Source organism: Pseudomonas sp. C2.3V (genome assembly GCF_058536325.1).
The window spans coordinates 1718648-1734510 of the sequence record NZ_JBZUBN010000001.1 but is presented as its reverse complement, the minus strand read 5'-3'; the positions used below and the strand labels follow the sequence as shown (position 1 = coordinate 1734510).

Genomic DNA, 15863 nt, shown 5'->3' with positions numbered 1-15863 from the left:
GAAGCGTGCAAGCGGTAGCGAACTCGCCCGCACTGTCACGGCAAGCGTCCGCCTGCTCATCACTTATAGGCATCAGCCGGAAGTAGCAGGCCCATCCTTCAGGCCTGCTACCCAAGCATTTACGTTATGCCAGGCTCTTGCTTACCACCTCATACACATCGCTCGAGAGCTGACCGCTTGCCATGATCCGCTCCAGTTCCCCACGCATGAGTTGCTGGCGGGTTTCATCGTACTTGCGCCAGCGGGTCAACGGCGTTAGCAGGCGGGATGCAATCTGCGGATTCAAGGCATTGAGCGTAATGATCTGATCAGCCAGGAAGCGATAACCGCTGCCGTCTTTTTGATGGAAATTGATCAGGTTCTGGTTGGCGAAGGCGCCGATAAGTGCACGAACCTTGTTGGGGTTCTTCAAGGTAAAGGCAGGATGCCCCATCAATGCCTTGACGCGGTCTAAACCACCCGGACGGTAACTGGCCGCCTGCACACTGAACCAGGAGTCCATAACCAGCGGATCATTCTTGTAGCACTCGGCAAAGCGCTCCAGCACCTCGGTCTTCTCCGCCTCGAAGTCGGAGTTTACCAAGGCTGACAGCGCCGCCAGGCGTTCCGTCATGTTGTCACAGTTGTCGAACTGCTCCTGAGCCGCTGCAACTACTTCCGGCTTGCGGCTCATCATGAGATAGCCTAGTGCGATGTTCTGCAAACTGCGGCGGGCAATATGATCCGCCTGGGCAACATACGGCGTATTGCGTGAGGTTTCGCGGTTCGCCTGATAGCGCTTCCACAGCGGCTCATACAACGCCTTAACCAACTCATCACGAGCGAAGTCACGGGCAGCATGGATAGCATCGATATCGGCGACCTCAGACAGCTCGACCAGATACGCCTCCGTTGGAAGCGCCAGCATTTCTGCCACCATAGCCTGATCCAGGCGCTCGTCCTCCAGTACCGTGCGCAGCGCCTCGACAAGACGTTGATCGAGTACCATCACCTCACCCTTCTGCTGTTGAACGATCAGCTCCTGCAAGACCTGTACAGCCAGTTGCTGACCAGCATCCCAACGATTGAACCCGTCGGAATCGTGCTGCATGAGGAACATCAGCTGCTCACGCGTATAGGGGAAGCTAAGCTTGACCGGTGCGGAAAATCCGCGCAGCAATGAGGGCAGCGGTTTTTCCGTAATACCTTCGAACGTAAAGGACTGCTCAGCCTCGGTTACGGCAATCACGCGATCTGTTACAGCGTCTTCCGTCTCACCAGCAAGGCGTAGCGGCAGTTCTTGCCCTTGCCCTCCCAACAGCCCTAACTTGACCGGAATTACGAAGGGCTCCTTGGTGGGCTGGCCAGGGGTTGGCGGGCAGCTCTGGCGGAAGGTCAGCGTATAGGTCTTGGCCTGTTCATCAAAGGCTTCAGCCACCTCCAGACGCGGTGTACCGGACTGGCTGTACCAGCGTTTGAACTGAGTGAAGTCGACGCCGTTAGCATCCTCCAAGGCCTTGACGAAATCCTCGACCGTGACCGCCTGGCCATCATGGCGCTCGAAGTACAGATCGGTCCCCTTGCGGAAACCATCTGCACCTAACAGGGTGTGCAGCATACGCACCACCTCAGCACCCTTTTCATAGACAGTCAGGGTGTAGAAGTTGGAGATCTCGATAAAGGAATCCGGGCGCACCGGGTGTGCCATCGGACCGGCGTCCTCTGCGAACTGATTGGTCCGCAGAAAAGCCACGTCCTCGATACGCTTGACTGTTTCCGAGTTCATGTCGGAGGAGAATCCGGCATCACGGAATACGGTGAAGCCTTCCTTCAGGGACAGCTGGAACCAGTCACGGCAAGTGACACGGTTACCCGACCAGTTATGGAAGTATTCATGGGCAACGATAGCCTCGACCCGCTGATGCGCGGCGTCTGTGGCAGTGTCCGGGCTTGCCAGAACAGCGCTGGAATTGAAAATGTTCAGCCCTTTGTTTTCCATGGCGCCCATGTTGAAGTCGTTCACCGCAACGATCATGAAAATATCCAGATCGTATTCACGGCCATAGACTTCCTCATCCCAGCGCATGGAGCGCTTGAGGCTGTCCATGGCATGCTGCAGCTTGCCGATGTTTTCCGGCTCCACATAGATCCGCAGGGCTACGTCGCGTCCGCTTCCCGTGGTATACGTATCCTCAATACACCAGAGATCACCGGCTACCAGCGCGAACAGGTAGGACGGCTTCTTGAAGGGATCTTCCCAGGTCGCCCAGTGACGTCCGCCCTCTTCCTCACCGTTGGCAATCGGATTGCCATTGGAAAGCAGGATCGGATACTTGACCTTGTCCGCCTTGATGGTTGTGGTAAATACGCTCATCACATCCGGGCGGTCGAGGTAGTAGGTGATCTTGCGGAAACCCTCGGCCTCGCACTGCGTACAGAACATCTTGCCAGAGGTATACAGGCCTTCCAGCGCCGTATTGGTTTCCGGATGGATGCGTACAGTGGTGCTGAGAGTGAAGTTGTTGCCACAGGGCTGGATCGTCAGGTGATCGGACTCGACCTGATACTCATTAGGCGTCTGGGGCTCGGCATTGACCGACAGGCTCAACAGCTCAAGCTCTTCCCCCTGTAAAACAAGGGGTGGCAGACCGGCGCCTCGGTCAGGGTTACGCCGCATATGCAACTCGGCATGAACGAGCGTATGGTCATCGAACAGCTCGAACGTGAGATGCGTCTCGTCAATGAGGTACTCAGGGGCCTGATAGTCCTTGAGATGTATCGTCTTCGGTTGCTCGGTGCGCATGACGTAACCCTTATGCTAATTCACGACGGCGGTTGTACCGCGGCGGCTTAATGATGCACGGCCAGCTGGTAAGCTGTGTATTTGCGAATATTAATGACCCCGGTATCAAACATCAGGTATTGACCCTTGATACCAAGCAGTGTGCCTTCTACTACAGGCGTCTTCTCCAGATCGTGGCTAACAATCTTGGTGGGATACACCGTAACCGGATAATGAATCTGAAGCGGCTCCATGTCGACTATTGGTTGGATCGCCTGCAGGCCAAAACGCTCCTGAAGCACGTGCATCCCTTGCGCACAGGCATCCAGAATCTGGTCGCGCAGCGCAGCGAGGTCCGCCTGCTCTGCCTCTCCCTTGAGCATAGCGCGCCAGTTGGTGCGGTCTCCTACCTGGCTACGAAAAAGGTCCTCCACCAGACCCGATTGCTGCCGGGTAGCCACACGCAAGATGGCTAGCGCCTGATGAGCACCCTGGTCGATCCAGCGAGTAGGTATCTGATTGGCACGTGTAATACCGACCTTAAGCCCTGAGGAGTTGGCCAGGTAGACGATATGGGGCGTCATGCAAAAAGACTCTCCCCACTCCGGCTCGCGACAGGTGCCATGCTCGAAATGGCACTTCTCAGGACTCATCATGCAGCTGTCGCACTGGGCAAGGGAGGTAAAACAGGGATAACAGTAACCCTGACCGAAGCTCTTCTTGGTCTTGCGGCCACAATGGGTGCAATGGATTTCACCTAGGTACTCCAGACGGATTCTTTCGCCAATCAGCGGATTGACGGGAACCTCTGTTTCGCCCAGGCGAAACGAATACTGCACGGGCTCGCCGAGACGCACCGTCATCTTGCTTAGCGCGCCGCGCCCTAACTCTGCCATGGTGTTGCACTACCTTTTAAAATGAAAGCGCCACGGCTGTAGGGCCGCGGCGCTTGGAACTGCGGTGATGCGAAGATCAGTGAATCGCGTCGGACTTGAAGAGAAGATTGGGAATCGGCTCGGACTTTGAACTGCATTCCTGTGGTCCCATGTAGCCGACTCGCTGGTCCTCCGGGACATGCCTGGCCTCATAGGCAATGACTGCCTGCAAACTGAGCTCGACCTGCTCGCGCGTCAGCTTGCGGCCATCCGGCCATTTACCGATTTCTACAGCGCGTTTTAGGTTCTCGTAGATTTCCGGCGTGATGTTATCGAGCATTTGGGCAAAGGGTGTGGACATGCTCCCGCTCCTGCTAAGTAGAAATACCGGCAAATAAAGGCTTAAGTGTAGCGGGAAGCGAATGCTTGCGCACAGCCATCCGGCAAGGCATGGCCTCTCCTGCAAGAAGCCATGCAAATCTTCTATTTGGCGTCGGGCTGCGTTATTTTCAACTCCTGCGGCTGGGCATCTTTAACCGCAATCGGCTTGCCAAGCGCAACCCACTCACCTGACGTCGGATTTCCCTGCCGAGAGATACGCGCAACCAGCTGAACCTGATCAAAACCTGACAGCTTCAGCTGGGGCATCATCGCATCTGCATCACTCAGCAATACCCTGGCAGGCAGGTCCGCTACTGTCAGACGCTTTACTGCCAATGGCATGGGGGGGCCTGATACAGCGCGGGCAAACACGAACACGGTATCACTCGCCTTGACATGTGAGCTCACGCCTGGATCAAGACTTACCGTGACACTCAGGGTAGCTGATTGAGTAACACTGGCTGAAGATGCAGCTTCGCCGCTAGCGCCCATATAGCGCCGGGCCCGCTCGATACCACTTTGAATAGCCTTACGGGACGGATCACCAGTAGGCAGCTGATCGACCAAGGTTTGCCAATGAGTGATTGCACTGGCGTAATCCTTCTGCTCGAACGCCGCTATGCCCAGGAGCCCAAGCGTAGTCACCTCCTTGGGATTAGCCTTGAGCGCTTCGTCAGCCAACGTCTTGACCTCCGGGGTCAAGACTTTACCGTCCGCAAAATACTGCGCCTGCGCCAGCTGCCCTAGCAGCTCAGGTTGACGCCCGGCCTGCTGGACTGCCTGGGTAAACGCATGAGCAGCCTCGCTGAAACGCTCCTGGCTCATATAGGTACGACCCAACAGATACCAGCCTTCAGAAGACTCAGGCTGGACGGCAACCGCGCGCTCTAGCCGGGAAGTCATTTCATCCATGGAGCGCGGCGGCTGGCTGAACTCGCGAGTGAGCTCGACCCGGTCGCTGGCACCCCAATGCAGGTAGAGTCCAAGTCCAACGAGCGGAACGATTAACGCCACGATCAACGGCGCAGCGCGCCCGCCTTTAGCGCTTGTGGCGTCAGTGTCTGCCTGCTGAGTGTCGGAAAGCAGCTCACGGGCAGCTTCGGAGCGGGCTTCTTCCCACTGCCCAGCAGTCAGCAAGCCTGCAGCGTGTTGCTGGGAGAGCTCTGTCAGTCGCTCCTCGTAAAGCTCAACGTTGACGGCGGCACGGTCTTTACCAGAAGCAACGTGCTGACGGCGTATCGCGGGAATCAGGAGGAAGCCCAAGGCAACGAGCAGCAGCAGCCCTATGGCGAGCCAGAAATCGATCATCAGGAATCTTTCTTTTTCAGAAGTGATGCAAGGCGTGCCTGCTCATCGGCAGACAATGGAGCATTGGATGGCAAGGTTTGTTGCTGGCGACGTCGCACGATGATCAGGATGATACAGAACCCTAAGATTAAAAACGCAGCCGGCCCATACCAGAGCAGCCAGGTCCGCTGTTCAACAGGCGGCCTGTACATGACGAACTCACCATATCGCGCCACCAGATAGTTGATGATCTGCTCATCGCTTTTACCTTCGTTCATCAGACGATGAATCTCTCCTCGCAAATCAGCGGCGATGGGTGCATTCGAGTCGGCAAGGTCCTGGTTCTGGCACTTCGGGCAGCGCAATTCACGCGTCAGTGCTTGAAAGCGCTCGCGCTCGGCATCGTTTGTATACGCGAAGGTTTCGATGGCGGCCTGTGCAACGCCTATCCATATAAACAGCAATAATAACGATGCTCCTATCCGGCGGATCATGGCGCCTCCATGAGCTGCCGGTAACGCGGCGCCAGCTCATCACGCCACACCTGTTGGCTTACAATGCCTACATGCTTGTAGCGGATGACGCCTTTGCTATCGATCAGATAGGTTTCTGGTGCGCCGTATACACCCAGGTTCAGACCCAGGCTGCCTTTGTCATCGCGAACGTTGAGCTGATAAGGGTTGTGGAATTCCTTCAGCCACCTCAATGCGCTGGCATTATCGTCCTTGTAATTGATGCCGTAGATGGTGATGCCCTGCTCTTTGAGCGTATTCAGAACGGGATGCTCCTCCCGGCATGCGACACACCAGGTGCCCCATACATTGACCAAGGCGGGCTTGCCTTGAAAATCAACCTGAGTCAGGGTTCGGCCGGGGTCGTCAACAGCGGGCAATGAAAATGGCGGCAATGGCTTGTCGATCAGTGCGGACGGTAGCTCGGATGGATTCAGATACAGGCCCTTGAACAAAAAGCCAGCCATGGCGAGAAAAAGGACGAGTGGAACCAGCAGAACCAGGCGACGCTTCATGCCTGCGCCTCCTTGAGCCCCAGGGACCGACTGGCACGCTGGCGCACCTTGAGTCGATAACGTTTGTCCGACATGGAAAGTAGTCCACCTAGCGCCATCAGCACGCCCCCCAGCCAGATCCAGCGTACGAATGGCTTGATATGGATGCGGACTGCCCAGGCCCCGTCTTCCAACGGCTCACCAAGCGCCACGTATAAATCACGCATAAGCCCTGCATCAATGCCTGCCTCGGTCATGACCGAGCGCTGTACTACATAAAGACGCTTTTCCGGATGCAGAACCGCAACATCCTGATTGCCTTTCGAGACCCGCAGAGTGCCATAGTCCGACTTGAAGTTAGGCCCCTCGAAATGCTGAGTGCCATCGAAAATGAAGTGATAACCTGCCAGCTCGACCGACTCCCCTGGCGCCATGCGCAGGTCGCGCTCAGCGGAGAACTGGGTAGAGAGCACTATCCCTAATGCCGACACCGCAAGCCCCAGATGGGCAACCTGCATCCCCCAGTAACTGCAGCCGAGGCTGCGAATACCCTTGAGCCAACCTTTATGGCGCGTCTTGTCCTGCAGATCGCGAAGGCCAGCCAGTACAACCCAGGACGCCAACGAGCACGCCGCCAGCACCGCCCAATGAAAGTCGCCCAGCATGAACGCTGCCAGCACGCCGAGAACAACGCTGACAATGAGTATCGGCATAAGCAGACCCTGCAACCAGCGCACAGGGGTGCTCTTCCAGCGCACCAGTACGCCGATTGCCAGTGCAATCATCAGTATGACCATCAGCGGTACAAACAGGGCATTGAAATAAGGCGGACCAACAGACAGCTTGGCACCGCTTAGTGCATCAATGACCAGCGGATACAGCGTACCCAGCAGGATCATGGACGCCGCTACGACCAGAATGAGGTTATTGATCAGCAGGAGCGTTTCCCGAGACCACAGCTCAAATCCAACCTGACTTCTAACGACAGGTGCCCGCAGGGCAAACAGGGTTAACGAGCTGCCTACTACGACCAGAAGGAAGGCAAGGATAAACACCCCGCGGCTAGGATCTGAAGCAAACGCATGGACAGAGGTCAGCACGCCTGAGCGAACCAGGAACGTGCCCAGAAGACTCAAGGAAAACGCAGCAATTGCCAGCAATACCGTCCAGCTCTTGAAGACCCCACGTTTTTCCGTGACGGACAACGAATGGATAAGTGCTGTCCCGACCAGCCACGGCATGAATGATGCGTTTTCTACCGGGTCCCAGAACCACCAGCCACCCCAACCCAGCTCGTAATAGGACCACCAGGAACCCAGGACAATACCGATACCCAGGAATGTCCAGGCCACCAGCGTCCAGGGCCGGGACCAGCGGGCCCATGCCGCGTCCAGACGCCCGCCCAGCAAGGCTGCGATGGCAAAGGCAAAGGCGACGGAAAACCCCACGTAGCCCATATACAACATAGGCGGGTGCACAATCAGCCCAACATCCTGCAACAAGGGATTCAGGTCATTTCCGTCCACAGGCGACTGGGGCAGCAGGCGTGAGAATGGATTGGACGTCATGATCAGGAACAGCAAGAAACCTGAGCTGATCATTCCCATGATGGACAGAACCCGCGTCAGCATGTCTTCGGGCAATTGCCGGGAGAAGATGGAAACAGCAAACGTCCAGCCGCCAAGGATCAGAGCCCATAGCAGCAGCGATCCCTCATGCGCACCCCAGACTGCACTGAATTTGTAGTACCAGGGCAATAGACTGTTTGAATTCTCCGCCACATAGGTCACTGAGAAGTCATTCGTCAGGAATGACCAGGTCAGGCAGCCAAATGAAAAAAGAAGGAAAGCGAATTGTCCCCAGGCCGCCGGCCGCGCAAGCCCCATCCATTGCCGGTTGCCTCGCCATGTGCCCAGCAAGGGAAACGTCGACTGGACCACAGCCATGCACAGCGCAAGTATCAGAGCCAGGTGGCCTAGTTCAGGAATCATGAATTTCTCGCATTACACTAAAAACAAAAATGCAGAGCCCGGCAGCATCAGCTGTCCTTCTGGTTACTAAACTGCTGGTAGGCGCCACTGTCCCTGAGGGCCTTGGTTACTTCAGGCGGCATGTAATTTTCGTCGTGCTTTGCCAACACTTCGTCGGCATTGAGCACACCAGATGCATCGAGCTTGCCTAACGCGACGATCCCCTGCCCTTCGCGAAACAGATCCGGCAGGATGCCATGGTACCTGATGGAAATGTGTTGAACGCCATCACTCACGATGAAGCGTACATCGAGCGAGTCGGCCGATCGCTGGAGAGAGCCCCGCTCGACCATACCGCCCGCCCTGATACGAGTGCCCACGGGGGCTTCACCCGAAACGATCTGGCTGGGCGTGTAGAACAGGTTGATGTTCTGTTGCAATGCCGACAAAGCCAGGGCCACGGCGACCCCAACGCCAGCCAGAATCGCCAGAATGATCAAAAGACGCTTTTTACGGACAGCATTCACGGGTTCATCTCCCGACGCAGGCGGCGTGCTTCGCTCTGCAGATAACGACGGTGTGCCAGCCGTGGCATCACGATATTGATTATCAGGACCAGTGCAGTGATTCCGTAAGCTGACCACACATAAGGTCCGTGATGACCCATGGCCAGAAACTCGCTTATCGAATGAAACGTCATGTTTTACCCCTTTTACCAAGGCTCTCTTCAACCACTGCCTTGGCCCAAGACGTTCGTGATTCGCGGCGTAAGATTTCAAGACGCATGCGCATCAGGACAACAGCGCCGAAGAAACAATAAAAACCAACCACCATTATCAGAAGCGGAAGCCACATCTCGATGGGCATTGTCGGTTTTTCGGTAAGCGTGAACGTGGCAGGCTGATGTAGGGTGTTCCACCATTCAACGCTGTATTTAATGATTGGCAGGTTGATAACACCTACGATGGCGAGTACCGCGCAGGCCTTGGCCGAACTTTCCCGATTGGAAATAGCCTGCCCCAACGCAATGATGCCGAAATACAGGAACAGCAGGATTAACATGGAAGTCAGCCGTGCATCCCACACCCACCAGGCACCCCAGGTTGGCTTGCCCCATATCGACCCGGTTACCAGCGCAACAAAAGTCATCCAGGCGCCTACGGGCGCTGCGCATTTGAGTGCGACATCGGCCAGCTTCATTTTCCAGACCAGGCTTACTACCCCGGCAATTGCCAGAAGCAGATACCCCGACTGCGCCAAAAATGCAGCAGGTACATGGATATAGATGATGCGAAAGCTATTACCCTGCTGATAATCCTGCGGCGCAAAGACCAGGCCCCATACCATGCCTACCATAACGAAGCATGCCGCCGCCCACGCCAGGATGGGCAACCACCGGCCACTGATCTCGTAAAACCATTTGGGCGAGCCCAGTTTATGAAAAAACGTCCACTTCATGACTGTTCCACATTATTCACCCACACTGATCCGTAACCCAGCGCCAATAGCGAACGGAGAGAACGTCAGCGATAAAACCATCAAACTTCCCAGCCACAAAAGCTGTCCTGCGGCGGGCATTCCATGAAGAGAGGCTTGCAATGCACCGCTGCCCAGAATGAGCACCGGAATGTAAAGCGGAAGAATAAGCAGAGCCAGCAGCAACCCGCCCCGCTTGAGCCCTACAGTCAGCGCTGCACCTACAGCACCCAGTAAACTCAACACAGGCGTACCGAGCAGCAACGATAGCAGCAGCACCCCCAAACACTGGACAGGAAGCCCCAGCATGAGCGCCAGGACAGGCGAGAGCACGATTAGCGCCAGTCCGGTAAACACCCAGTGCGCCATCACCTTGGCCAATACCAGAACAAAGAGTGGGTGCGGCGAGAGCACCCATTGCTCAAGTGAGCCGTCCTCAAAATCGCTACGAAACAGACCGTCCAGTGAAAGCAATACCGCCAACAAGGCAGCGACCCAAATCAACCCTGGCGACAGCTCTTTCAACAGCTGGCTTTCAGGTCCCACCGCCAGGGGAAACAGGGCAATCACGATCGCAAAGAACACCAAGGGATTGGCCAGCTCCACCGGGCGTCGGCATAGCAGTAGCGCTTCACGTTTAAGCAGAAGCACGAAGAGCCCGCTCATGAGACCCCCTGCCCTAGCTCTAGCTGGCGATAGCGCGTCGGCGTTTGCGTCATTTGATGATGCGTAGTAAGCACCACTGCTCCACCCTGTTCACAGTGCTGGCTCAAATGCCGCTCAAGATGCTCCACCGCTTGGCGGTCGAGAGCCGTAAACGGCTCATCGAGTACCCACAAGGCAGGAGGGTCAAGATACAGGCGAGCCAATGCGACACGACGCTGTTGTCCGGCAGAGAGCGTATGGCAGGGAACATCCTCGAAGCCAGACAGCCCTACGCTGTCCAGAGCCTGCCAGATCGCTTCCCGAGTGGCGGGCTTGTTCAAGGCGCACAACCAAGTAAGGTTTTCCTCGGCAGTCAGGAGTCCCTTGATTCCAGTCGCATGGCCAAGCCAGAGTAACTGCCTGAACGGCTCGTGTCGCTGCCTACCAGCCAGACGCACCTCACCGGCCGTTGGAGCCATAAGCCCTGCCAGAAGACGTAGCAGACTGGTTTTACCGCTGCCATTCGGCCCCATTACCTGCAGCATTTCACCAGATTCGAGCACAAGATCCAGCTGCTCGAACAGCACGCGCTCGTCACGCTCACAGGTGAGCGCAACGGCTTCAAGACAAGGGGGTATCACTACACGCAACCATTGGCATCAAGTCGGAACGGAATCGGCCGCTATAGTAGGCTGGAAACAAGACCAAGCCCGTCAATTGGCCAGCATTATACACATCACGCCAGCCTGGACGACCGACTGCATGAAACTATCAGAGTGGCTACATGGCTGACATAGGCACTATCCGCCCCGCTTCTGCCCCAGTTGTCCCAACGCGGGCAGCGTTACCCGCCGAGCCGGCCGTGCGGATTACCTTGCCGACAGAAAGCCCTCTGCTGCCCGGCGAAACAGCCCAGGCGCAAGTTGTTGCCCTTAAGCAGAATCTGCAGAGTTTTCAGTTATTGCTGCAGTTGACGCTTGCCAATGGACGTCAACTTACCCTACCGGCGGAAAGCACTTCACCCCTGCCAACCGGTTCGCTACTAAACATCATGGCGTTATCGTCTACCCGCCTGGCTGTACAGATCGAGGCCAAGGCAGAGACGCCTTTGAAAAGCCTGGATACCAAAGCGCTTCCGCCAGGCACCCTGCTGCAGACGCGAGTGGTCAGCAGTCAACCAGCCGACGCCTCTGAGGGGCAGATATCCTTCAAATCCGTTGTGACATTGCTCAACGGTGCCCTTGCAGGCAAACAACTGATAATCGAATCGCTAAATGCCCTTAAGCCCGGCAGCCTGATAACGGTTGCGGTACGCGATGCACAGCAGGTTGCTCTGGTGCCCTCCAGCGGAAGACTTGATCAGATTGAGCTGGGACAGCAGTTGACGGCTCAGTTCCAACGACAAGGCTCGCTGGCCCAGTTGTTTCAAGCTCTGCCGCTACTCACGGACTCGCCCGCCACGCCCGGCGTGTTGCGCGATACGCTTGGTCAGCTGCTCGCCTCCGTACCCGAGGTTGAAGAACTCAAGAACCCGGATGTCGTAAAAACCCTGTTCGAGCGAAGCGGCATTTTGCTGGAGCGACACCTTATTTCAGGTGAGACCGAACGGCTGCCGCAGGATTACAAGACGCTCCTGCTCCGCCTGATCAGTCAACTGAGCCAGGCTACAACGACCTCCACTTTTCCTCCTCAAGTCGGCGTGCCAAACCTGCCAGGAAGCCTGCGCAATGCCCTAACGGCATTAGGCCAAGGCAACCCTAAGCATGCTGCGTTGAGCTTTCCCCTGCCATCACGGGTAGTTAGCTCGCTGCTGCAGGAAGGCATGGAGCTTGAAGAACTGCTCAAGTTGGCAACAGCAGCCCTATCACGCCTGCAAACTCATCAGCTGTCTGGCGTTGAACAGACACAGCACTACCCGGATGGATCCATGCTGCTTACCTGGCAAGGGGAACTCCCCATGCGTAACGGTGAGCGCATCACCAGTCTGCAATACAAGCTGCAAGAGGAACGCCCTTCCAAAAGCGCTGGCGAACTGCGTGACAGCATCTGGAAGCTCGACCTTGCCTTTGATCTTGAGCCGCTCGGCAATATGCAGGTCGAGGCTAAACTTGCTCGCGGTACGCTTTCGAGCCAGTTCTGGGCCGAGCAGAAGGAAACCGCCGCGCTCATTACCCATGAGCTGGAGCATTTCAAGGAGCGATTGCTGGAGGCCGGGCTTCTGGTAGGCGAGCTGCAATGCACGCTGGGAAAACCGGTGCGTGGACTACGCACGCACATTGAAGAACGCTGGATAGATGAAAGCGCATGAGTACTTCGAAGCAGGCTATTGCACTGGTCTATGACGGCCAGACCGCTCCCACCCTAACAGCCAAAGGCGATGCAGATCTTGCCGAAGCCATTCTGGCATTGGCCAGAGAGCACGAAATCCCTATCTATGAGAACGCTGACCTGGTACGCCTGCTGGCACGCCTTGAGCTTGGCGATGCCATTCCTGAAGCGCTATACCGCACGATTGCCGAAATCATCGCGTTCGCCTGGTATCTGAAGGGCAAGCATCTGCAGAGCCTGTCATGCAGGCAGGATGATCCCATCCTATCGGCGCTATCCGGAAAATGCTGAAACATCTTATCGAGAGCACAAAAAAGCCATCAGTGCATGACTGATGGCTTTCCGGGAAATGAAGAAATGCAAGGCCTGCCGGATATGACACAAGATCTGTGGCAGGCTTGCGAGATGCACTTTGTCAGGATTGCTGACGCGCCTTATGCATCTTACTGATCAGTTCGGCCTCGGCCCGTGAAAGGCCGCAGGACTGAGTCAGATCATCGACGCTGGCACCCAACCCCACAAGGCGCGCAGCCTGACTGAACGACAGGCTGGCCGGATCGCTTTGTTCGATACGGGTCAGCCTGTCAGGCAGGGGTGCAACCATCTCATTAATTTCATGCAATTGCTCCCCCATACGGACCGTGCCGGCCTGATAGGTTTCCAGCCGCTTGGCTAGAGCCCTCAAGCGCTTTTCGGTTGTTTCCTCATGCTGGGCAAGCTTTGACGCCTGCCGTTTAAGCTCCTGCCATAGCAGAAAGCAGGCACCCGCCAGCCCAAGGCAAATGAACACCAGCACGATCAACGCTGCCAACATTAGATACTTTCCAACTCAGACCATTCTTCTTCGCTCATCATCTTATCCAATTCGACAAGAATCAGCAGCTCGCCGTTCTTGTTGCAAACGCCCTGGATAAACTTGGCGGATTCATCGTTACCCACGTTTGGCGCGGTTTCGATTTCAGATTGACGTAAATAAACGACTTCAGCCACGCTGTCGACAAGAATACCAACGACTTGCTTGTCGGCCTCGATAATCACGATACGGGTGTTATCCGTGATCTCGGCAGAGTCCAGGCCAAAACGCTGACGTGTATCAATTACCGTCACGACGTTACCGCGCAGGTTGATGATACCCAGCACGTAGCTTGGAGCACCTGGCACCGGAGCTATTTCCGTATAGCGCAGCACTTCCTGAACCTGCATGACGTTGATACCGTACGTCTCGTTGTCCAGACGGAAGGTTACCCACTGCAGGATTGGATCTTCGGAACCTTGTGCAGACGTTTTCTTCATTTTCCCAGCCTCGTTGATACCGCCTTGGCGGTCTTGGCGGTCTTCCCGCCTTGGTTGATCCAGAATCGACCCCTTAAGCGTAGGTCAACCCTTCTATTGTTTCCTTTGCTTTGCAGCACCGCTTTCAATCAGCGCCGCAAGCGCCGATACATCCAGCAAGGCACACATATGCTCAATTACCGTTCCCGCCAGCCATGGCCGCTGGGATCGTTGCGTTCGCCATTTGACCTCGGCAGGGTCCAGACGTATCGAACGGCTGACCTGGTGTACCGCAATTCCCCAGTCATACCCTTCAACCGAGATAACGAACCGGAGGCCTTCCTTGAAGTCTTCGCGGTAGCGCTCTGGCATGACCCAGCGCGCGGCATCCAATACCTTCAAATTACCCTGCGGGCTGGGCAGGATGCCCAGGAACCAATCGGGCTGACCAAACAATGGCGTCAGCTCGCGACCTTCCAGTGAATGAATCGTTCCCAAACATATCAGCGGCACAGCAAGGGTCAGCCCCGCCACGTCGAACAACAGACATTCAAACGGCTCTTCAGCCCATTCCGGCCTTCCGTCGTCGCTTACCTTGAAAGGCTGCACCTGCTGCTCGACAGCCTGAACAGTTCTTAACGGAATAACGGTATCGACAACTTTTTCCGGCTCTGCCACTACAGGCTTAACAACCGGCACCACAGGCAGGCTGTTCTGGGCAGGCGTTTCCCTGACCTGGGCATCGCGTGCCTTCTCCTCACGTACAGCCGCCTCGAACTCGTCCAAAGACACGCTTTGGACCGTAGGCGCAACAGGATCAGGCGCAGCCACGGGCGCCGCTTCAACCAACGAGACGACAACCGCCTCATGCTGGAGGACGGCGGGCGTCTCTACCGGCAGCTCGAGTGTCGCCTCCATCAGCAGCGCATCCAGATAGGATTGCAAAGCCAGCTGTGGACGAATTTCAGTGCTAGTAGAACGGCTCATGTCACGTATCACACTTCAAGATTGAAGAAACTATCGGCTGGATACCGCAAAAACTTGAGTACTGCATCACTATGTCTTCACGCGACGTTCATTGAGGCAGGCTGCATATCAAGCAGATGCTTAAGCAACGCCCTATATGCAATGACACCACGACTATTCGCATCGTTCTGCGAGGGGGTTATCCCTGCACGGCTGGCATCCCGCAGCTTGGTATCGATGGGAATGAACGCTTGCCACAGGTGCTCGACATAATTGTCCCGGAGGTACTTAAGCGTCCCCAGCGAAGCCTGGGTACGCCGGTCGAACAGCGTCGGTACGATCGTGTAAGGAAGCGCCTGCTTTCTGGAGCGGTTGATCATGGCCAATGTATTGACCATGCGCTCCAATCCCTTGATCGCCAAAAATTCCGTTTGCACAGGAATGACCAACTGCTGGCTTGCCGCCAATGCATTGACCATCAGAATACCCAGTAAGGGCGGACTATCGATCAGGGCATAGTCAAACTCATTCCACAACTGCGCAAGGCTTTTGGAAATCACCAACCCCATGCCATTCTGCCCCGGCGATTGCCGCTCCAAGGTCGCCAGCGCCGTACTGGCCGGCAGCATTGAGATGCGCTCATGGCTGGTCGGTAGCAGAAGTTGTTTGGGTAGCCCGTCCGGAACCTGCCCCTGATGCAGGAACAGTTCGAAGGCGCTGCGCTCCAGTCGATCCGGGTCCTGTCCAAAATAACTCGTCAAGGAGCCATGGGGGTCAAGATCGACTATCAGGACACGCTTGCCCGAGTCAGCCAGAAGCCCTGCCAGCGAAACAGACGTTGTTGTCTTGCCTACCCCGCCCTTTTGATTGGCTATTGCCCAAACTCTCACGTTTTA

18 protein-coding genes are annotated in these 15863 nt (G+C 56.1%); 2 read left to right on the top strand and 16 right to left on the bottom strand.

The window, feature by feature from the left end; genetic code table 11:
- Window positions 1–124 precede the first annotated feature (124 nt).
- The 12 genes from pepN to ccmA all read right to left on the bottom strand — a co-directional run bounded on the left by pepN (window position 125) and on the right by ccmA (window position 11042).
- Entirely contained in the window at window positions 125–2782 is a 2658-nt protein-coding gene (gene pepN / locus AC4LF3_RS08190) for an aminopeptidase N (protein WP_491835063.1), read from the bottom strand.
- 47 nt (window positions 2783–2829) lie between these two features.
- The gene (locus AC4LF3_RS08185; protein ID WP_434136046.1) at window positions 2830–3657 is read right to left on the bottom strand and encodes a DUF2797 domain-containing protein; all 828 of its coding nucleotides are present in this window, start codon (window positions 3655–3657) and stop codon (window positions 2830–2832) included.
- A 76-nt stretch (window positions 3658–3733) separates the two neighbouring features.
- Window positions 3734–3997, bottom strand: a complete 264-nt coding sequence (locus AC4LF3_RS08180; protein WP_010797960.1) for a YeaC family protein — start codon at window positions 3995–3997, stop codon at window positions 3734–3736.
- A 122-nt stretch (window positions 3998–4119) separates the two neighbouring features.
- Window positions 4120–5325 carry a c-type cytochrome biogenesis protein CcmI gene (ccmI, locus tag AC4LF3_RS08175; RefSeq protein ID WP_010797959.1) on the bottom strand — a complete coding sequence of 402 codons (1206 nt, stop codon included), beginning with the start codon at window positions 5323–5325 and terminating at the stop codon, window positions 4120–4122.
- On the bottom strand, window positions 5325–5795 hold the full coding sequence (locus AC4LF3_RS08170) for a cytochrome c-type biogenesis protein (RefSeq protein WP_037030874.1): 471 nt from the start codon (window positions 5793–5795) through the stop codon (window positions 5325–5327). Before AC4LF3_RS08170 ends, ccmI begins: the two co-directional genes overlap by 1 nt.
- Window positions 5795–6331, bottom strand: coding sequence for a DsbE family thiol:disulfide interchange protein (locus AC4LF3_RS08165; protein WP_010797957.1), 537 nt, complete (start codon window positions 6329–6331; stop codon window positions 5795–5797). Before AC4LF3_RS08165 ends, AC4LF3_RS08170 begins: the two co-directional genes overlap by 1 nt.
- On the bottom strand, window positions 6328–8301 hold the full coding sequence (locus AC4LF3_RS08160) for a heme lyase CcmF/NrfE family subunit (protein ID WP_010797956.1): 1974 nt from the start codon (window positions 8299–8301) through the stop codon (window positions 6328–6330). Before AC4LF3_RS08160 ends, AC4LF3_RS08165 begins: the two co-directional genes overlap by 4 nt.
- Before the next feature lie 47 nt (window positions 8302–8348).
- The gene (ccmE, locus tag AC4LF3_RS08155) at window positions 8349–8807 is read right to left on the bottom strand and encodes a cytochrome c maturation protein CcmE (protein WP_491835062.1); all 459 of its coding nucleotides are present in this window, start codon (window positions 8805–8807) and stop codon (window positions 8349–8351) included.
- Window positions 8804–8980, bottom strand: a complete 177-nt coding sequence (ccmD, locus tag AC4LF3_RS08150) for a heme exporter protein CcmD (RefSeq protein ID WP_010797954.1) — start codon at window positions 8978–8980, stop codon at window positions 8804–8806. The genes ccmE and ccmD overlap by 4 nt, the downstream gene beginning before the upstream one ends.
- On the bottom strand, window positions 8977–9738 hold the full coding sequence (locus AC4LF3_RS08145; protein WP_010797953.1) for a heme ABC transporter permease: 762 nt from the start codon (window positions 9736–9738) through the stop codon (window positions 8977–8979). Before AC4LF3_RS08145 ends, ccmD begins: the two co-directional genes overlap by 4 nt.
- A gap of 12 nt (window positions 9739–9750) precedes the next feature.
- Window positions 9751–10422 (bottom strand): heme exporter protein CcmB, encoded by a 672-nt coding sequence (gene ccmB, locus AC4LF3_RS08140; RefSeq protein ID WP_010797952.1) that lies wholly within the window; start codon window positions 10420–10422, stop codon window positions 9751–9753.
- On the bottom strand, window positions 10419–11042 hold the full coding sequence (ccmA, locus tag AC4LF3_RS08135) for a cytochrome c biogenesis heme-transporting ATPase CcmA (RefSeq protein WP_010797951.1): 624 nt from the start codon (window positions 11040–11042) through the stop codon (window positions 10419–10421). The genes ccmB and ccmA overlap by 4 nt, the downstream gene beginning before the upstream one ends.
- 143 nt (window positions 11043–11185) lie before the next feature.
- Here ccmA and fliK point away from each other — a divergent pair, with 143 nt between their 5' ends.
- Window positions 11186–12709, top strand: a complete 1524-nt coding sequence (gene fliK / locus AC4LF3_RS08130) for a flagellar hook-length control protein FliK (RefSeq protein ID WP_010797950.1) — start codon at window positions 11186–11188, stop codon at window positions 12707–12709.
- The gene (locus AC4LF3_RS08125; RefSeq protein WP_010797949.1) at window positions 12706–13020 is read left to right on the top strand and encodes an EscU/YscU/HrcU family type III secretion system export apparatus switch protein; all 315 of its coding nucleotides are present in this window, start codon (window positions 12706–12708) and stop codon (window positions 13018–13020) included. The genes fliK and AC4LF3_RS08125 overlap by 4 nt, the downstream gene beginning before the upstream one ends.
- 124 nt (window positions 13021–13144) lie before the next feature.
- Here the strand turns inward: AC4LF3_RS08125 and AC4LF3_RS08120 are convergent, their stop codons facing one another.
- The 4 genes from AC4LF3_RS08120 to AC4LF3_RS08105 form a co-directional block, all read right to left on the bottom strand.
- Entirely contained in the window at window positions 13145–13543 is a 399-nt protein-coding gene (locus tag AC4LF3_RS08120; RefSeq protein ID WP_010797948.1) for a DUF2802 domain-containing protein, read from the bottom strand.
- A complete protein-coding gene (locus AC4LF3_RS08115) occupies window positions 13543–14022 on the bottom strand; it encodes a chemotaxis protein CheW (RefSeq protein WP_010797947.1) in 480 nt (159 codons plus the stop codon). The genes AC4LF3_RS08120 and AC4LF3_RS08115 overlap by 1 nt, the downstream gene beginning before the upstream one ends.
- A gap of 93 nt (window positions 14023–14115) precedes the next feature.
- The gene (locus AC4LF3_RS08110) at window positions 14116–14988 is read right to left on the bottom strand and encodes a CheW domain-containing protein (protein WP_434136041.1); all 873 of its coding nucleotides are present in this window, start codon (window positions 14986–14988) and stop codon (window positions 14116–14118) included.
- A 77-nt stretch (window positions 14989–15065) separates the two neighbouring features.
- On the bottom strand, window positions 15066–15857 hold the full coding sequence (locus tag AC4LF3_RS08105; protein ID WP_491835061.1) for a ParA family protein: 792 nt from the start codon (window positions 15855–15857) through the stop codon (window positions 15066–15068).
- Window positions 15858–15863 lie beyond the last annotated feature (6 nt).

Bases quoted from the DNA above. Each gene is read 5' to 3' on its own strand.
- pepN (WP_491835063.1), bottom strand. From the start codon at position 2,782: ATGCGCACCGAGCAACCGAAGACGATACATCTCAAGGACTATCAGGCC.
- AC4LF3_RS08185 (WP_434136046.1), bottom strand. From the start codon at position 3,657: ATGGCAGAGTTAGGGCGCGGCGCGCTAAGCAAGATGACGGTGCGTCTC.
- AC4LF3_RS08180 (WP_010797960.1), bottom strand. From the start codon at position 3,997: ATGTCCACACCCTTTGCCCAAATGCTCGATAACATCACGCCGGAAATC.
- ccmI (WP_010797959.1), bottom strand. From the start codon at position 5,325: ATGATCGATTTCTGGCTCGCCATAGGGCTGCTGCTGCTCGTTGCCTTG.
- AC4LF3_RS08165 (WP_010797957.1), bottom strand. From the start codon at position 6,331: ATGAAGCGTCGCCTGGTTCTGCTGGTTCCACTCGTCCTTTTTCTCGCC.
- AC4LF3_RS08160 (WP_010797956.1), bottom strand. From the start codon at position 8,301: ATGATTCCTGAACTAGGCCACCTGGCTCTGATACTTGCGCTGTGCATG.
- ccmD (WP_010797954.1), bottom strand. From the start codon at position 8,980: ATGACGTTTCATTCGATAAGCGAGTTTCTGGCCATGGGTCATCACGGA.
- AC4LF3_RS08145 (WP_010797953.1), bottom strand. From the start codon at position 9,738: ATGAAGTGGACGTTTTTTCATAAACTGGGCTCGCCCAAATGGTTTTAC.
- ccmB (WP_010797952.1), bottom strand. From the start codon at position 10,422: ATGAGCGGGCTCTTCGTGCTTCTGCTTAAACGTGAAGCGCTACTGCTA.
- fliK (WP_010797950.1), top strand. From the start codon at position 11,186: ATGGCTGACATAGGCACTATCCGCCCCGCTTCTGCCCCAGTTGTCCCA.
- AC4LF3_RS08125 (WP_010797949.1), top strand. From the start codon at position 12,706: ATGAGTACTTCGAAGCAGGCTATTGCACTGGTCTATGACGGCCAGACC.
- AC4LF3_RS08120 (WP_010797948.1), bottom strand. From the start codon at position 13,543: ATGTTGGCAGCGTTGATCGTGCTGGTGTTCATTTGCCTTGGGCTGGCG.
- AC4LF3_RS08115 (WP_010797947.1), bottom strand. From the start codon at position 14,022: ATGAAGAAAACGTCTGCACAAGGTTCCGAAGATCCAATCCTGCAGTGG.
- AC4LF3_RS08110 (WP_434136041.1), bottom strand. From the start codon at position 14,988: ATGAGCCGTTCTACTAGCACTGAAATTCGTCCACAGCTGGCTTTGCAA.